General features: G+C 64.9%; 16 protein-coding genes and 1 riboswitch. Of the genes, 8 read left to right on the top strand and 8 right to left on the bottom strand.

Annotated features, from left to right (window positions below):
- Positions 1–136 precede the first annotated feature (136 nt).
- Both CIT39_RS10000 and CIT39_RS09995 read right to left on the bottom strand, forming a co-directional pair.
- Positions 137–775, bottom strand: coding sequence for a hypothetical protein (locus CIT39_RS10000; RefSeq protein ID WP_094975501.1), 639 nt, complete (start codon positions 773–775; stop codon positions 137–139).
- Between the two features lie 165 nt (positions 776–940).
- Positions 941–1,804 carry a DUF1194 domain-containing protein gene (locus CIT39_RS09995; RefSeq protein ID WP_094975502.1) on the bottom strand — a complete coding sequence of 288 codons (864 nt, stop codon included), beginning with the start codon at positions 1,802–1,804 and terminating at the stop codon, positions 941–943.
- A 299-nt stretch (positions 1,805–2,103) separates the two neighbouring features.
- Positions 2,104–2,181: riboswitch (Fluoride riboswitch) on the top strand.
- Between the two features lie 36 nt (positions 2,182–2,217).
- Here CIT39_RS09995 and CIT39_RS09990 point away from each other — a divergent pair.
- The 4 genes from CIT39_RS09990 (at position 2,218) to CIT39_RS09975 (ending at position 5,187) form a co-directional block, all read left to right on the top strand.
- Entirely contained in the window at positions 2,218–3,489 is a 1,272-nt protein-coding gene (locus CIT39_RS09990; RefSeq protein WP_334273117.1) for an MFS transporter, read from the top strand.
- Positions 3,490–3,517: 28 nt separating this feature from the next.
- Positions 3,518–3,901, top strand: a complete 384-nt coding sequence (crcB, locus tag CIT39_RS09985) for a fluoride efflux transporter CrcB (RefSeq protein ID WP_094975504.1) — start codon at positions 3,518–3,520, stop codon at positions 3,899–3,901.
- Between the two features lie 138 nt (positions 3,902–4,039).
- Entirely contained in the window at positions 4,040–4,345 is a 306-nt protein-coding gene (gene clpS, locus CIT39_RS09980) for an ATP-dependent Clp protease adapter ClpS (RefSeq protein ID WP_094975505.1), read from the top strand.
- 80 nt (positions 4,346–4,425) lie between these two features.
- A complete protein-coding gene (locus CIT39_RS09975) occupies positions 4,426–5,187 on the top strand; it encodes a hypothetical protein (RefSeq protein ID WP_181955145.1) in 762 nt (253 codons plus the stop codon).
- Between the two features lie 21 nt (positions 5,188–5,208).
- Here the strand turns inward: CIT39_RS09975 and CIT39_RS09970 are convergent, their stop codons facing one another.
- The 4 genes from CIT39_RS09970 to fabI form a co-directional block, all read right to left on the bottom strand.
- Positions 5,209–6,399 (bottom strand): adenylate/guanylate cyclase domain-containing protein, encoded by a 1,191-nt coding sequence (locus CIT39_RS09970; RefSeq protein WP_094975506.1) that lies wholly within the window; start codon positions 6,397–6,399, stop codon positions 5,209–5,211.
- A gap of 62 nt (positions 6,400–6,461) precedes the next feature.
- Complete coding sequence (gene aroC, locus CIT39_RS09965; protein WP_094975507.1) at positions 6,462–7,550, bottom strand: chorismate synthase; 1,089 nt, start codon at positions 7,548–7,550, stop codon at positions 6,462–6,464.
- A gap of 204 nt (positions 7,551–7,754) precedes the next feature.
- On the bottom strand, positions 7,755–8,354 hold the full coding sequence (locus CIT39_RS09960; RefSeq protein WP_094975508.1) for a histidine phosphatase family protein: 600 nt from the start codon (positions 8,352–8,354) through the stop codon (positions 7,755–7,757).
- Between the two features lie 12 nt (positions 8,355–8,366).
- Positions 8,367–9,182 (bottom strand): enoyl-ACP reductase FabI, encoded by an 816-nt coding sequence (gene fabI / locus CIT39_RS09955; protein WP_094975509.1) that lies wholly within the window; start codon positions 9,180–9,182, stop codon positions 8,367–8,369.
- A gap of 172 nt (positions 9,183–9,354) precedes the next feature.
- Here fabI and CIT39_RS09950 point away from each other — a divergent pair, with 172 nt between their 5' ends.
- Together CIT39_RS09950 and CIT39_RS09945 are read left to right on the top strand one after the other, a co-directional pair.
- A complete protein-coding gene (locus CIT39_RS09950; protein WP_028144186.1) occupies positions 9,355–9,843 on the top strand; it encodes an RNA polymerase sigma factor in 489 nt (162 codons plus the stop codon).
- A 106-nt stretch (positions 9,844–9,949) separates the two neighbouring features.
- Entirely contained in the window at positions 9,950–10,720 is a 771-nt protein-coding gene (locus CIT39_RS09945; protein ID WP_094975510.1) for an anti-sigma factor family protein, read from the top strand.
- Between the two features lie 316 nt (positions 10,721–11,036).
- On the opposite strand, the gene CIT39_RS09940 is transcribed toward CIT39_RS09945, so the two are convergent.
- Together CIT39_RS09940 and CIT39_RS09935 are read right to left on the bottom strand one after the other, a co-directional pair.
- On the bottom strand, positions 11,037–11,999 hold the full coding sequence (locus CIT39_RS09940; protein ID WP_094975511.1) for a DnaJ C-terminal domain-containing protein: 963 nt from the start codon (positions 11,997–11,999) through the stop codon (positions 11,037–11,039).
- 108 nt (positions 12,000–12,107) lie between these two features.
- Complete coding sequence (locus tag CIT39_RS09935) at positions 12,108–12,515, bottom strand: RT0821/Lpp0805 family surface protein (protein ID WP_162308433.1); 408 nt, start codon at positions 12,513–12,515, stop codon at positions 12,108–12,110.
- Positions 12,516–12,628: 113 nt separating this feature from the next.
- On the opposite strand from CIT39_RS09935, the gene pdxH reads away from it, so the two are divergent.
- Entirely contained in the window at positions 12,629–13,270 is a 642-nt protein-coding gene (gene pdxH, locus CIT39_RS09930; protein WP_094975512.1) for a pyridoxamine 5'-phosphate oxidase, read from the top strand.
- Positions 13,271–13,296: 26 nt separating this feature from the next.
- The gene (locus tag CIT39_RS09925) at positions 13,297–14,049 is read left to right on the top strand and encodes an SDR family NAD(P)-dependent oxidoreductase (RefSeq protein ID WP_094975853.1); all 753 of its coding nucleotides are present in this window, start codon (positions 13,297–13,299) and stop codon (positions 14,047–14,049) included.
- Positions 14,050–14,067 lie beyond the last annotated feature (18 nt).

Here is a 14,067-nt window from a genome sequence, read left to right as displayed (position 1 = left end):
CCCTCCCCGCCAACGTCGCAGCCGCAGCTTGGCGATCGATCCGTGTTAGCGGCTTCGAACAGGCCTGCACGATTCTGAGAGAGGCGACCGACAATTAAAGCCACCGGCGCAATCCGGCGCACCGCGGCCGTGAAAGCTATGCCGTCTTGTCGACGGTGGACGACGTGTCGGCCGGCGGATATTTCGTCACCGGCACCATGAAGGATTTGGTGCCGACCTGATAGATGACCTTGCCGTTCTGCCCGTCATCGGTCGCGATCTGCGTCTGCCCGAACATGATGACGTTCTTGTAGACGTAGCCGGTGCCCTGGCGCGTGATGCCGTCGGTGGTGACGCTGACCTGCGCTTCCTTGCCATTGACCGCGAGCACCTTGAAGCTCGCGCTCTTGCCGTTGTCGCTGGAATAGCCGCCCCAGCTTCCCATGAGACGGCTGTCGGAAGCCGGTGGGGCTTGCTTCTCGAGGTTCGCGGTCTGCTTGCCGGCGCCTCCGAAGGAGAACAGCATCACCATGTTCTTGCCGTCCTTGGTGCCGACCGTGACCCCGCCGAAGGTGATGAGCGTGCCCTGGACCTCGGCAAAGCCGCGCTCGGTATGCCCGTTATGGGTGTACTCGACCTGCGCCCGGGCACCGCGGATGTTCACGACCTTGAAGCCGACGGGCTGATTGCCGTTGCCCACCCAATTGCCCTTCCAATCGCCGACCAGCGCGCTCTGGTGGTACAGGCGCTCGTTGGCGGGCGAAATCTGGTTGGTGCTCGATGAGATGACGGCCATTGGAGTGCTCGGTGACAGGTCTGACAAACCCGCTTTCGTTCGCCTTGGCAATATCAGGATGCTGGCTGGAAACGAACAGAAACCGACTGATTAGGGCCATGCACCGGTTAACGGGCCATTAACTCACGTGCCGGTTGGATGGACAAAAGGTCTCAGCCGGCGGCTTCAGCGCCCCCAGCGGTCCGACCAGATCTTCTCGCCGATCAGGCAGTTGACGCGCGGCTCCTTGTCGGCCACGCGCATCACTGGACGGTCCGGCGTGCGGCCGGCGACCTCCATCAGCAGCTTGGTGCGGATCGCCTCCTTGAACTTGTCGCGGTCCTTGATCGTGATGACGAAGGAGCCGGGACCGCCGGTGACGCAATCCTCGTAGTAGAGATCGAGATTGTCGATATCCATGGTCGAATAGGACGGCTCCTTGACCATGATCGGCAGGCCGTTGATGACGATGCCCTTCTCCAGCGCGGCATCCCGCGCCACCGTGACCGGGCCGCCATTGTTGTTGGGGCCGTCGCCGGAAATGTCGATGACGCGGCGCAAGCCCCGATAGGGATCCTCGTCGAACAGCGGCATCGCGAACGTGATCGCGCCGGAGATCGAGGTGCGCGAGGCGCGCCGGATCGGCGTCTTCATGATCTCGGCGGCGACCGCATCCGCCGTCTCCGGGCCGTCGACCAGCCGCCAGGGGATGATGATCTTCTGGTCGCTCGAGGCGGCCCACTCGAAATAGGTCACCGCGATCCGGCCGTTCGGGCCGAGCTTCAGCGCTTGAAGGAACTCCTTCGACTGGATCGCCTGCGCGTAGCCTTCGCGCTGGATCGCGAGCTCGTCCATGTCCATGGAGTATGACACGTCGACGGCGAGGATCAGCTCGACGTCGACCGTCTGCGTGTCCCTGTCGGCCGCAAACCGCCGCGGCTCGTTCTTTGGCGGTTCGAATTTCGGTCCTGGTGCCGCGATGCCCGCGACGTCCCCTCCGGCAAACATGCCGGCCACCAGCACAGCCCCGATCGAGAACAGCAAGCGCATCGCAGTCTCCCGTCGTATGACGCGATGGTGACATGCAATCGCCGAGCCGCAAAGGGCGAAGATCGCTCACGCTTCACATTCGAGTTAAGGATTGGCGAGTTAAGGATTTGCGAGCCAAGAAGCTGCGGCTTAGGGATGTGCGCGCCTTGCGCAAAGCTGCCACCGTGTTGCCGCGCTCGCGCCGCCGGAACACGCCGGATCGCTCGCATCATTGGGCTCACGATGCGCGAAGCCGGAACGACGAACCGGGGACAGAGCGCTCGCCCACTTGTCCGAAGCGATTTCCGTGCTAGGTTGGCCGCACAGATGGGGATGGAGTCCCCCGATAACCGCCCGGCGGTCTTTGACCGTGATGGGCTGATGACTCCTGCTTGAGGAGGGGCGTTCTTTGCGCCTCTGCCTTCGGCGGGAGCATGGACAAACCCGCCAATGGCGGGTTTTTTGTTGTCTGCCGGCAAGGGACAGGAGAAGGCGAAGACGTGACGACGACACCGAATGCTGCACGTCGCGCGCTGCCCAGGGGGATCTGGGTGCTCGGCTTCGTCTCGATGCTGATGGACATCTCCTCCGAGATGATCCACGCGCTGCTGCCGGTCTATCTCGTCACCGTGCTCGGCGCTTCGACGCTCACCGTCGGCTTCATCGAGGGCATCGCGGAGGCGACGGCCTCGATCACCAAGATCTTTTCCGGCGCATTGTCCGACTGGCTCGGCAAGCGCAAGCTGCTCGCGGCGCTCGGCTATGGCCTCGCGGCCTTCACCAAGCCGCTATTCCCGCTTGCGCCCAGCATCGGATGGCTGGTGGCGGCGCGCTTCATCGACCGCGTCGGCAAGGGCATTCGCGGCGCGCCGCGCGATGCGCTGATCGCCGATATCGCACCTCGCGGCCTGCGCGGGGCCAGCTTCGGCCTGCGGCAGTCGCTCGACACCATCGGCGCCTTCGTCGGACCGCTCGTGGCGATCGGCATGATGTGGTGGACCGCTGACAACTTTGCCGCGGTGTTCTGGGTGGCGGTGCTGCCGGCATTCCTGTCCTTTGGACTGATCGCGTTCGCGGTGAGCGAGCCGGATCCGGATCCGGGCCGGGAGCCTGCAGGGAATCCGCTCAATCTCGCCGCGATGCGGCAGCTCGGCGCGGTCTATTGGCGCGTCGTGGCCGTCGGAATCGTCTTCACCCTCGCGCGCTTCAGCGAGGCCTTTTTGATCCTGCGCGCACAGAACATCGGACTCAATGTGATGTGGGTGCCGGCGGTGCTGGTGCTGATGAACGTCGTCTATGCGCTGTCGGCCTATCCGGCCGGCGTGCTCTCGGACCGGATCAACCGGACCGGCCTGCTCGCGCTCGGGCTCGTGTTCCTCGCCGGGGCCGATCTCGCGCTGGCACTGCTGCCGAGCCTCGGCGGCCTCGCCCTCGGTGTCGTGCTGTGGGGGCTGCATATGGGACTGACGCAAGGATTGCTCTCGGCGCTCGTCGCCGACGCCGCGCCGCCCAGCCTGCGTGGCACCGCGTTCGGCTATTTCAACCTGTTCACCGGCCTTGCCTTGCTGGCCGCGAGTGTGATCGCCGGCGCGCTGTGGGACGCCTATGGTCCGGCCGGCACATTCCTCGCAGGGCTCGGATTCGCATTGATCGCGCTCGTGGGTCTGCTCGCCGTCGGCAACGGCCTCGCTGCGGAGGACAAATGATGCAATTCGCAAACAGGGGAACGAGAGCTTGAACATTCAGTCCATTCTCGCCGTGGCCGCCGGCGGCGCCCTCGGCGCGGTCGTCCGCTATCTCGTCGCGATCGGCTCGGGCCGGGCGTTCGGCACGGATTTTCCGTGGGGCACGCTGATCATCAACGTGACCGGATCGTTCCTGATCGGCACCTTCACCGCGCTATTCGCAACCAGATGGAACCTGCCGCAAGCCGCGCGGATTTTCCTGACCGTCGGAATTTGCGGTGGCTACACCACGTTCTCGACCTTCTCGCTGGATGCCTGGTACCTGATCGAGCGCGGCCAGACATGGGCATCCGCCGCCTACATGATCGCATCGGTCGTCTTGTCGGTCGGCGCCCTGATCGCCGCGCTCCATCTCGTTCGCGCCCTTCCCTAGCCGGGAGCAGGCGCGTTCGATGCATCGCTGCCAGTCACGACGGCATGATGGAAGCCATCCTGCCTTGGAGAGGCCCCTCATCCTGGAGTATGATGTGCCGGCTGCTCGCTCATCAGGGCGAGAGCGTTTTGGGATACGATGAGCGGCACCACCACAAAACCGAAGACACGGACCAGGACCAAGGTCGAACGGCCGAAGCTGCACAAGGTCATCCTGATCAACGACGACTACACGCCGCGCGAGTTCGTCACGATGATCCTGAAGGCCGAGTTCCGCATGACCGAGGATCAGGCCTACAAGGTGATGATCACGGCCCACAAGCTGGGCGCCTGCGTCGTCGCCGTGTTCACCAAGGACGTCGCCGAAACCAAGGCCACGCGCGCCACTGACGCGGCCCGCACCAAGGGCTATCCGCTGCTGTTCACGACCGAGCCGGAGGAATAACAGGCACGGTCTGTCCCCTTCGGGTCAATTTTAGCGATCGGCGCTACCGCAGGTTCAATCTCCTGTGTCACCACAACGCGATGACAGTCGCACTGCGCAAACAGCTCGCACTCGAGCGAGCCCGCCCCGAAACCTCGTTCGGTCCGTTCAAGCTGCTGCACGCTTTGCCCTGGCTGATCCTGGCGGCTGCAATGCGCGTGATCGCGTTCGGCGGCGGCGGCGTGGCGCTGCCGGCCATCATCGTTGCCGACATTTCGGTGCTGCTGGCCTTCTTTGCGACGGCACGACAATCGATCGAGGCCGCCGGCGGCCAATCCTCGCTCGGCACGCTGACATTGGGCGAGCAGTTCAAGCTCTCCTTCTCGATCCTGTGGCGGATCATGCTCGTGATGATCGCAGCCGCGCTCAGCGGCGCAGCGATCGGCTACGAGGCTTCCTATCATCTGATGGCGGGCCTCGACGGCATGGCATTCGACCAGTTCACCCATCCCGGTCGATTTTGGAGCGCATGGATCGCCGCACTCGTGCTGCTCATGATCCTCCGCGCCGAGCGTGACGACGGCAGGGTCGCCTTGTTCGCCGCGATCGGCGAATTCGCACGGCGCGGGCTGTGGCTCGGCGCTGCCGTCATCGTGCTCGGCGCCGTCAACGTCGCCCTCGCCTATGGACAGGAAGCCGTGCGGATCGCGATCTGGAATTTCTGGCAGACCTCGTCGGCGACGCAGTTCACGAAGAACCTGATTTATTTCGTCTTCATCTTCAGTTTTGCGATGCTGCGGCTGTGGATCACCCTGACGATCCTGACGCTCGGGCTGAGACAGTCCTATGTTCGCACTGACTAGTTCCGCCGACGATGCAGGCCGCTAGGCCATCACCGCCGGTGTCTCCTCACGGAGCCCATATACGCGCTGCGCCTTGGAAAATCCGGCGATCGGAAATTCGCCGAGTTCGTGCCAGTCGTGGCGGCAGACATTGGCGAAACCTTCCGAGGCGACGACGGTCCGCCCCAGCCGACCCGTGATCTTCTCTAGCCTCGCGGCAAGGTTCACGGCCGGTCCGATACAGGTGAAGTCGAGCCGGTTGCCGCCGCCGATATTGCCGTAGAGGATGTTGCCGACGTGCAGCGCGACGCCGAAGCGGAAGCGTTCGACGACGTCGCCAACCGGAAAGGCGAGCGCCTCGACGCTGGCGCGGGATTCGCGCGCAGCCTCCAGCACGCGCGAGCAGACATGGGCGGCGTCGCCGACATATTCGTCGATCGGAAACACCGCGAGCAGGCCGTCGCCCATGAATTTCAGTACCTCGCCGCCATGGCCGCGGATCGCAGCGACCTGGCAGTCGAAATACTGGTTGAGGATCTCGACCACGGTCTCGGCGGGCAGCCGGTCCGACAGCGCGGTGAAGCCGCGCAGATCCGACAGCCAGATCGCGGCCTGCATGGTGTCGTTGTGGCCACGGCGGATCTGGCCGCCTAGGATGCGCGCGCCGGCTTGATTGCCGACATAGGTATCGAGCAGCATCTCGGCGGTGCGGCGCAGGGTGATGATCTCGCTGATGCGCGCGAGCGGCGTCACGATGGCGTGGATCGCCGCGATGTGGTCATCGCTGAACCCGTCTGGATGGCGCGTGGTCCAACTCGTTGCGTGGACCGAGCCGTCCAGAAACTGCATTGGTGTCGCGACATAATCGGTCACGCCCTCGGCACGCATATCATCGAGGAACGGAAAATCCCTGCTGGCGGGATCGTCCATGCGTCCTCGCACCTCCAGTCCCTGCTCGAACACGATCCGGAGCGGACTCTTGGCGAATTGCGGCGTCTGCAGAATCTCGAAATCGACGGTGCCGATCTCGACCTCCTCGCCTTCCCGCCAGATGAAGTTGCGACCGAAAATTTCGGGATGCAGCGTGCGGATGAAGATGCCGAACCGCCATAGCGGCAGGCCGGCTACGACCATACGTTCGCAAGCTTCCGCCGTCATCTCGGCCGGGGACTTCGACGACCAGGCGCCGTCGATCAGCCAGTTGATGACACGTTGGAGTTCGGAGGTTTCCATGCCCGCATTTGCCGACGAAGTTGTGGGATCGTCAAGCTGCGCGGTGGGCTAGTACCGCGACATCAACGTCCCACCTGGCCGCGATCGCGCAGGAAGTGATCGGCCAGGACGCAGGCCATCATGGCTTCGCCGACCGGGACGGCGCGGATGCCGACGCAGGGGTCGTGACGGCCCTTGGTCATGATCTCGGTGTCGGCGCCGGCGCGATCGACTGTCAGCCGCGGCTGCAGGATCGACGAGGTCGGCTTCACCGCGAAGCGCACCACGATCGGCTGTCCCGTGGAGATGCCGCCCAGCACGCCGCCCGCATGGTTGGACAGGAAGCGCGTGCCGTCATTGCCGGTGCGCATCTCGTCGGCATTCTCCTCGCCGGTCAGTTCGGCGGCGCCGAAACCGGCGCCGATCTCGACGCCCTTCACCGCGTTAATGGTCATCATCGCGCCCGCCAGATCGGAATCCAGCTTGGCGTAGATCGGCGCACCAAGGCCGGCCGGCACGCCTTCGGCGACCACCTCGATCACCGCGCCGATCGAGGAGCCGCTCTTGCGGATGCCGTCGAGATAGGTCTCGAAGAACGCGGCCTTGTCCTTGTCCGGGCAGAAGAACGGATTCTTGGCGATCTCGTCCCAGTCCCACTTGCCGCGGTCGATCTTGTGCGGGCCGATCTGCACCAGTGCGCCGCGCACCCTGACGTCAGGCAGCACCTTTCGCGCGATCGCACCGGCGGCGACGCGCGTCGCCGTCTCGCGCGCCGAGGAGCGGCCGCCGCCGCGATAATCGCGCAGGCCATATTTGGCCTCATAGGTGAAGTCGGCGTGACCGGGCCGGAACTTGTCCTTGATCTCCGAATAGTCCTTCGAGCGCTGGTCGGTGTTCTCGATCAGGAGTCCGATCGGGGTGCCCGTCGTCACCTGCACGCCGGTCTCCGGATGCGCCATCACGCCGGAGAGAATCTTGACCTGGTCCAGCTCCTGGCGCTGGGTGGTGAAGCGCGACTGGCCCGGCCGGCGGCGATCGAGATCGCCCTGGATGTCGGCCTCGGTGAGCGGGATCATGGGCGGACAGCCGTCGACCACGCAGCCGATCGCCACCCCATGGCTCTCGCCGAAGGTGGTGACGCGGAACATGTGGCCGAAGGTGTTGAAGGACATGCCGGACCGTCGCCTAGCGTTGAATGGCAACGCCTATGTTGAATTGCAACGTGACGTAACGCGATCTGGATGAAGGGTCAAATATCCCACCCCAGCCGTCATGGCGGGGCTTGTCCCGGCCATCCACGTTCTTAGGCGTCGCAGCCAAGACAGTCCGTGGATGCCCGGGACAAGCCCGGGCATGACGGTGGTCGGCGAGAGGGCTTAACTGAACTTCTCCAGCCGCCCCTCGCGGAACACATAGACCGCGCCCTGCTCGATATAGAGTTCGGCAGCGCTGGCTGGCGTTTCCAGGCCGAGCGACACCATCAGGGCCCGGCAGGTCCCGCCATGGGCGACCGCGACGATGTCGGTCCGCAGCTGCTCGTACCAGGCGCGTACGCGAACCTGGACATCGGCGTAGGTCTCCCCGCCGGCGGGGCCCACCGTCCATTTGTCCACGAGCCGCCTGGCATAGATTTCGGGATCAGCGGCCTCGCTCTCGGCCAGCGTCAGCCCTTCCCAGCTGCCGTAGCCGATCTCGCGCAGCCGATCGTCCAGCGCATAGTCCGCCACCGGCAGATCGAGCCTGCCGCGGGCAAGCTCCATGGTCTGCCGCGCGCGGCCGAGCGGGCTCGACACGTAGGGCAACGCCGCCTTGTCACGGCCCTCGCGCTTGAACAGATCGCCCAATATGCCGCCGGCCTGCACGGCTTGGTCACGGCCGCGCGCGTTCAGCGGAATGTCCTTGGTGCCCTGGAGGCGTCCGAGCGCATTCCACTCGGTCTCGCCGTGACGAAGATAGTAGATCGTGGGCACGGGCATTCCGGATAAGGGCTAATCCTTGCCACCGAACGCAATGTCCGGCGCGTCAGGCCGCTTCATGCCGAGCACGTGATAGCCGGAATCGACATGATGCACCTCGCCGGTGACGCCGCGCGAGAGGTCGGAGAGGAGATACAGCGCGCTGCCGCCGACGTCCTCGGTCGAGACGTTGCGTCGGAGCGGCGCGTTGGCCTCGTTCCACTTCAGGATATAGCGGAAGTCGCCGATGCCGGACGCCGCCAGCGTCTTGATCGGACCTGCCGAGATCGCATTGACGCGGATGTTCTTCTCGCCGAGGTCGGCGGCGAGATAGCGCACGCTGGCTTCGAGTGCCGCCTTGGCAACGCCCATCACGTTGTAGTGCGGCATCCACTTCTCGGCGCCGTAATAGCTGAGCGTGACCAGCGAGCCGCCGCCGGTCATCAGCTTCTCGGCGCGCTGCGCCACGGCCGTGAACGAGTAACAGGAGATCAGCATCGACTTGGAGAAATTCTCCTGCGTGGTGTCGACATAACGGCCGTCGAGCTGCTCGCCATAGGCGATCGCATGCACCAGGAAGTCGATCTTGCCCCATTTCTCCTGCAGCACCGCGAACGCGGCATCGATGGTCGCGGCATCCGTGACGTCGCAATGGCCGAGCACGAGGCCGCCGATCTCGGCGGCAAGCGGCTCGACGCGCTTTTTCAGCGCATCGCCCTGATAGGTGAAGGCGAGCTCGGCGCCGGCGGCGTGGCATGCTTTGGCGATGCCCCAGGCGATCGAGCGGTTGTTGGCAACGCCGAGGACCACTCCGCGCTTGCCTTGGATCAGACCCGAATTCTGCGCCATTTTTGAACGTCCCGTCGAACTCTTGGTGAGGTCTGGAGGTACACCAGCCCTCCCCCGCGGTACAGCCCTAATACGCCGCGTTAACGCTGTTTCGAGCGCCGGAATAGTCGTTCCGTTCGGGTGTTATGATCGTTGAGGCGCTCGCGCCTGATACCAGGACGTCAAGACCGCAATGAGTGCGTTTCGCCAGAGTGTGGAAGCCATGATCCCGGCGTTGCGCCGCTACGCCCGCGCGCTCACGCGCGACGCGGATGCGGCCGACGATCTGGTGCAGGACACGCTGGTGCGGGCACTGCGTTCGGAGCGATTGTTTCTCGGAGGCGACGTCAGGAGCTGGCTCTACACGATCCTGACCAACCTCAACAAGAACAGGCGGCGCTCGCTGGCGAGGCGGCCGCAGTTCATGCAGCTGACGGAGAACAATCCGGATGCCAGCGGCACCGAAGCCGAAGGGCGCGACATCGAGAGGGCGCTGGCGACGCTCGTCGAGGAGCAACGCTCGGTGTTGCTCCTCGTCATGCTGGAGGGCATGAGCTACCGCGAGGTCGCCGACATCCAGGGCGTGCCGATCGGCACCGTGATGTCGCGCCTCGCCCGCGCCCGCGCCCACGTCAAGGCCTCGCTGGAGGGCGAGCGCCCGACGCTCAGGCGGGTGAAATGATGGCAGGGTTGATGCATCGCGTGTCGTCCGCCCCCAGCATCCTGATGAGCTACGCGAAGTTGAGCTTAGAACGACATTTAGGGCCACAGAGCCAGAGACGATCGATATGAACGACCGCAAGATCCCAGTGACCGAGGACGAACTGCACGCCTATGTCGACGGCGAATTGCCGGCCGAGCGCCGCGCCGACGTCGAGGCCTGGCTTGCCGCCCACCCTGATGAGGCCGAGAGGGTACAGTCCTGGCGTGCCATGGCTGCGATGCTGCACGCCCGCTACGACGCCATCGCCCAGGAGCCGGTGCCGGCCCGGCTGGAGCTCGAGCGGCTGGAACGCCGCCCGCGGCAATGGCTCTATGGCGCCGCCGCGGCGGTGCTGGTTGCGTTCGTCGCCGGCGGCTCGGCCGGCTGGGTCGCGCATGGCGCCGCCAATGCGCCCTCGACCTTCCAGAGCTTCACGGCGGATGCGCTCGACGCCCACCGGCTCTATGTCGTCGAGGTCCGCCACCCCGTCGAGGTCGGCGGCAACGAGCGCGATCACCTCCAGGCCTGGCTGACCCGGCGCTGCGGCTGGACCGTGTTTGCGCCGAACCTGGAGGCGAGCGGGCTGAAGCTCGTCGGCGGCCGGCTGTTGCCGGGTCCGAACGGGCCGGCCTCGTTCCTGATGTACGAGGGTGCCTCGGGCGAACGCTACACGATCTACACCGCCAAGACCGAGAATGGTGCGACGCAAATGCGTTACGCCAACACGGACAAGGACGGCGCATTGTTCTGGGCCGAGCACGGCGTCGGCTACGTCGTGAGCGGCGGCGGCGATCGCGACCGGCTGACCAAGGTGGCGCAGGCGGTTTATGATCAGGCCGAGAAAAAAGGCAGCTAGACAACCGCTCGAACGCGGTGCCCAGATTCCGACATTGAAAATTTGGAATGAAGACATCGGCGCGTCTCATTATCGCACCGGATGATCACGCGAAAATGAGCAGCGTTCGATCCGCCGATCGACGCGGGCGGCCTCGATTGGGGTTTTTGGTACCGCGCTGGTCCCCCTCTCGAGGCCGCACCTTTTTATCGGCTGCCCCGCCGGGCAACCGACACGTCGAGCATAGAAGCGCTACCACGCTCCAGGCATATGATGAGCATCATCTCCTCGACGATGCCCTAGGCCTTTAGAGAACCCCTTCGATTCGGATCTCGCCCTAACCAAGCCCGCTACGTGGATTGTAGGGGTGCTGGTCCCGCCACTTCTCCATCAATGCCTCAAGCTCAGCGTCGTTCCCGTCCGGTAGCATAATCCTGATGGTGACGAAGAGATCCCCGGTTCCGCCAGTCTTCGGCAAGCCCTTGCCCTTGAGACGGAAGGTCCGGCCGCTGGAGGTGTTTTTCGGAACCGAGAGCTCCACGGCATTGCCGAGGGTGGGCACCCGGACCTTGGCCCCGAGCACCGCCTCATAGAGCGTCACCGGCAAATCGATCCGCAGATCGGCGCCCTCGATCTTGAAGTAGGCGTGGGGCGCGATGCTGAGGGTGATCAGGAGATCGCCGGGCGGATGGCCCTGCGCGGACTCGCCCTGCCCCCGAAGCCGGATCTGCTGACCCTCGGTGACGCCGGCCGGAATCTTGACGTTGAGCTCCTTGCCGGTCGGCAGCCGAACGCGCTTCTCGCCGCCCTTGACCGCCTCTTCCAGCGAGACGGACATGGCAACGTTCACGTCGAGATCGAGCCCGACGCCGCCGGTGTCGAATTCAAACTGGGCGCCGCCGCCGGCCCCGGGCCGGGCGCCACGCGTCCCGCCGCCGAACATGCTGTTGAGGATATCCTCGAACCCGCCGCCGCCCTGGCCGGGACCGCCGCCGGAGCGGAACGAATAGCTTTCGAACCCGCCGGGACCGGCGCGGCCGCGCGGCCCGCCACCGCCCGGAAAACCCTGGAAGCGCGGCTTGCCGTCGGCGTCGATCTCGCCGCGGTCGAACTGCTTGCGCTTGTCCTCGTCGCCGAGGATCTCGTTCGCCGAGTTGATCTCGGAGAAGCGCTCGGCGGCTTTCGGGTCGTTCTTGTTGCTGTCGGGATGATGCTTCTTGGCAAGCTTGCGATAGGCGCTCTTGATCGCGGCAGCGCTTGCGCTCCGCGGCACCCCCAAGACCTCATAGGGGTCGCGCATCCGTCACGTCTCCTTCAGGACATCGAATTGTTCAAAGGGCTCCCCGCCCCACCTGCGATCCATGTGGGGGTGGAGTGGCATTTTTGCAACTAGGCTGCAGACCGAATCCTAGCTCCGCCACGGCTTTAGCGTATGAATCTCCCAACGGCCACGGGTGCTTTGGCAGCCGGCGCCCTGGAGCCAGCTTTCGGTCGCCCCGTTGACGTAGCTCGCCAGGAAATCGCGGCATCTGCGGCCGTCCTCGGCGGCATAGGACTGCGCGATCGGCGTCACCGAACCGCGCGCGCCGGTCTCCGGATTCTCCCAATGCTGGCTGGAATCCCTGTCGCCCTTGCTGAGGACGTCGGAGGCGGCGTTGCGGGCGAAGGCGAGATCGGTCTCGGTTGGCAGGGCGTCCTTCGCCGGCCGCACAATCGAACCGGTGAGGTCGCTGTCGTCGGCCTTGGCATAGGCGCTGGTGTCATTGCGGGAAAAGCTGCAGCCGCCGGTGCCGAGCCCGATCAAAATCATCGTCATCACGAAGCCTGATGGCCGGATCGCCGATAGGCCAACGCATCCCCATGCCCTATATAGGGCGGCGGCGGACAACAACGCGTTTTGGGCCGCGGGACGCAACTCGGACTCCAGACATGACCGACACGACCTCGATGAAACACCAGACACCCTTAACATCCGGTGATTTTACCGCCGCCGATGAACCATTTGCTCTGTTCGAGGCCTGGTTGAACGAGGCGATCAAGAGCGAGCCGAACGATCCGAACGCCATGGCGCTCGCAACCGTCGACCCCGACGGACTGCCGGATGTGCGCATGGTGCTGATGAAGGGCTTCGATACCGAGGGTTTTGTCTTCTACAGCCACATCGCCAGCCAGAAGGGCCGCGAACTCGCCGCAAATCCTAAGGCAGCGTTACTTTTTCACTGGAAGTCGTTGCGCCGTCAGGTCCGCATCCGCGGCAACGTGACGCCGGTGACCGAGGCCGAAGCCGACGCCTATTTCGCGACGCGACCGAAGCAGGCGCAGATCGGCGCCTGGGCGAGCAAGCAGTCGCAGGAGCTCGAGAGCCGCTTCGCTTTCGAACAAGCCATCGCGAAGGTCGCGGCCAAGCACATCATCGGCGAGGTGCCGCGGCCGCCGGGCTGGAGCGGCTGGCGCATCACGCCCTCGCGTATCGAGTTCTGGCACGACCGCCCGTTCCGCTTGCACGACCGCATCGAATTTCGCCGTGACGCGGCCGGCCAACCGTGGTCCAAGACGCGGATGTATCCGTGAGCTTTAGGCCGACCTGAAAGATGTCCATGCCGCATTCGTCCAATGCGCCGCGCCGCACGCTACTCCTGACCGGAGCAAGCCGCGGCATCGGCCACGCCACCGTGATCCGCTTCTCCTCGGCGGGGTGGCGCGTCATCACCTGCTCGCGGCATCCGTTCCCGGAGGATTGTCCGTGGGATGCCGGCCCTGAGGACCACATCCAGGTCGATCTCAGCAATCCCGCGGACACGACACGCGCAATCTCCGATATCCGCGATCGCCTCGAAGGCGGCATGCTGCATGCGCTGGTGAACAACGCCGCAATCTCGCCGAAGGGCCCGGGCGGCTCCCGGCTCGGCTCGATCGATACCGATCTCGACACCTGGACGCACGTCTTCCACGTCAACTTTTTCGCACCCATTATGATCGCGCGCGGACTGATCGAGGAATTGAAGGCGGCCAAGGGCTCGGTCGTGAACGTCACCTCGATTGCGGGCTCGCGCGTGCACCCGTTCGCGGGCGCCGCCTACGCCACGTCGAAGGCCGCGCTCGCATCGCTGACGCGCGAGATGGCCTCCGATTTCGGCCGCGTCGGCGTCCGCGTCAACGCGATCGCACCGGGCGAGATCGACACCTCGATCCTGTCGCCCGGCACCGAGAAGATCGTCGAACAGCAGATTCCGTTGCACCGCCTCGGCACGCCCGACGAAGTCGCCAAGATCATCTACGTGCTGTGCACGGACACCAGTTCTTACGTCAACGGCGCCGAGATCCACATCAACGGCGGCCAGCACGTCTGATCGGCTCGCGTCATTGCG

This window comes from Bradyrhizobium symbiodeficiens (genome assembly GCF_002266465.3).
In the GTDB taxonomy this organism is placed as follows: Bacteria; Pseudomonadota; Alphaproteobacteria; order Rhizobiales; family Xanthobacteraceae; genus Bradyrhizobium; species Bradyrhizobium symbiodeficiens.
This window is presented reverse-complemented; position numbering and strand designations above follow the sequence as displayed.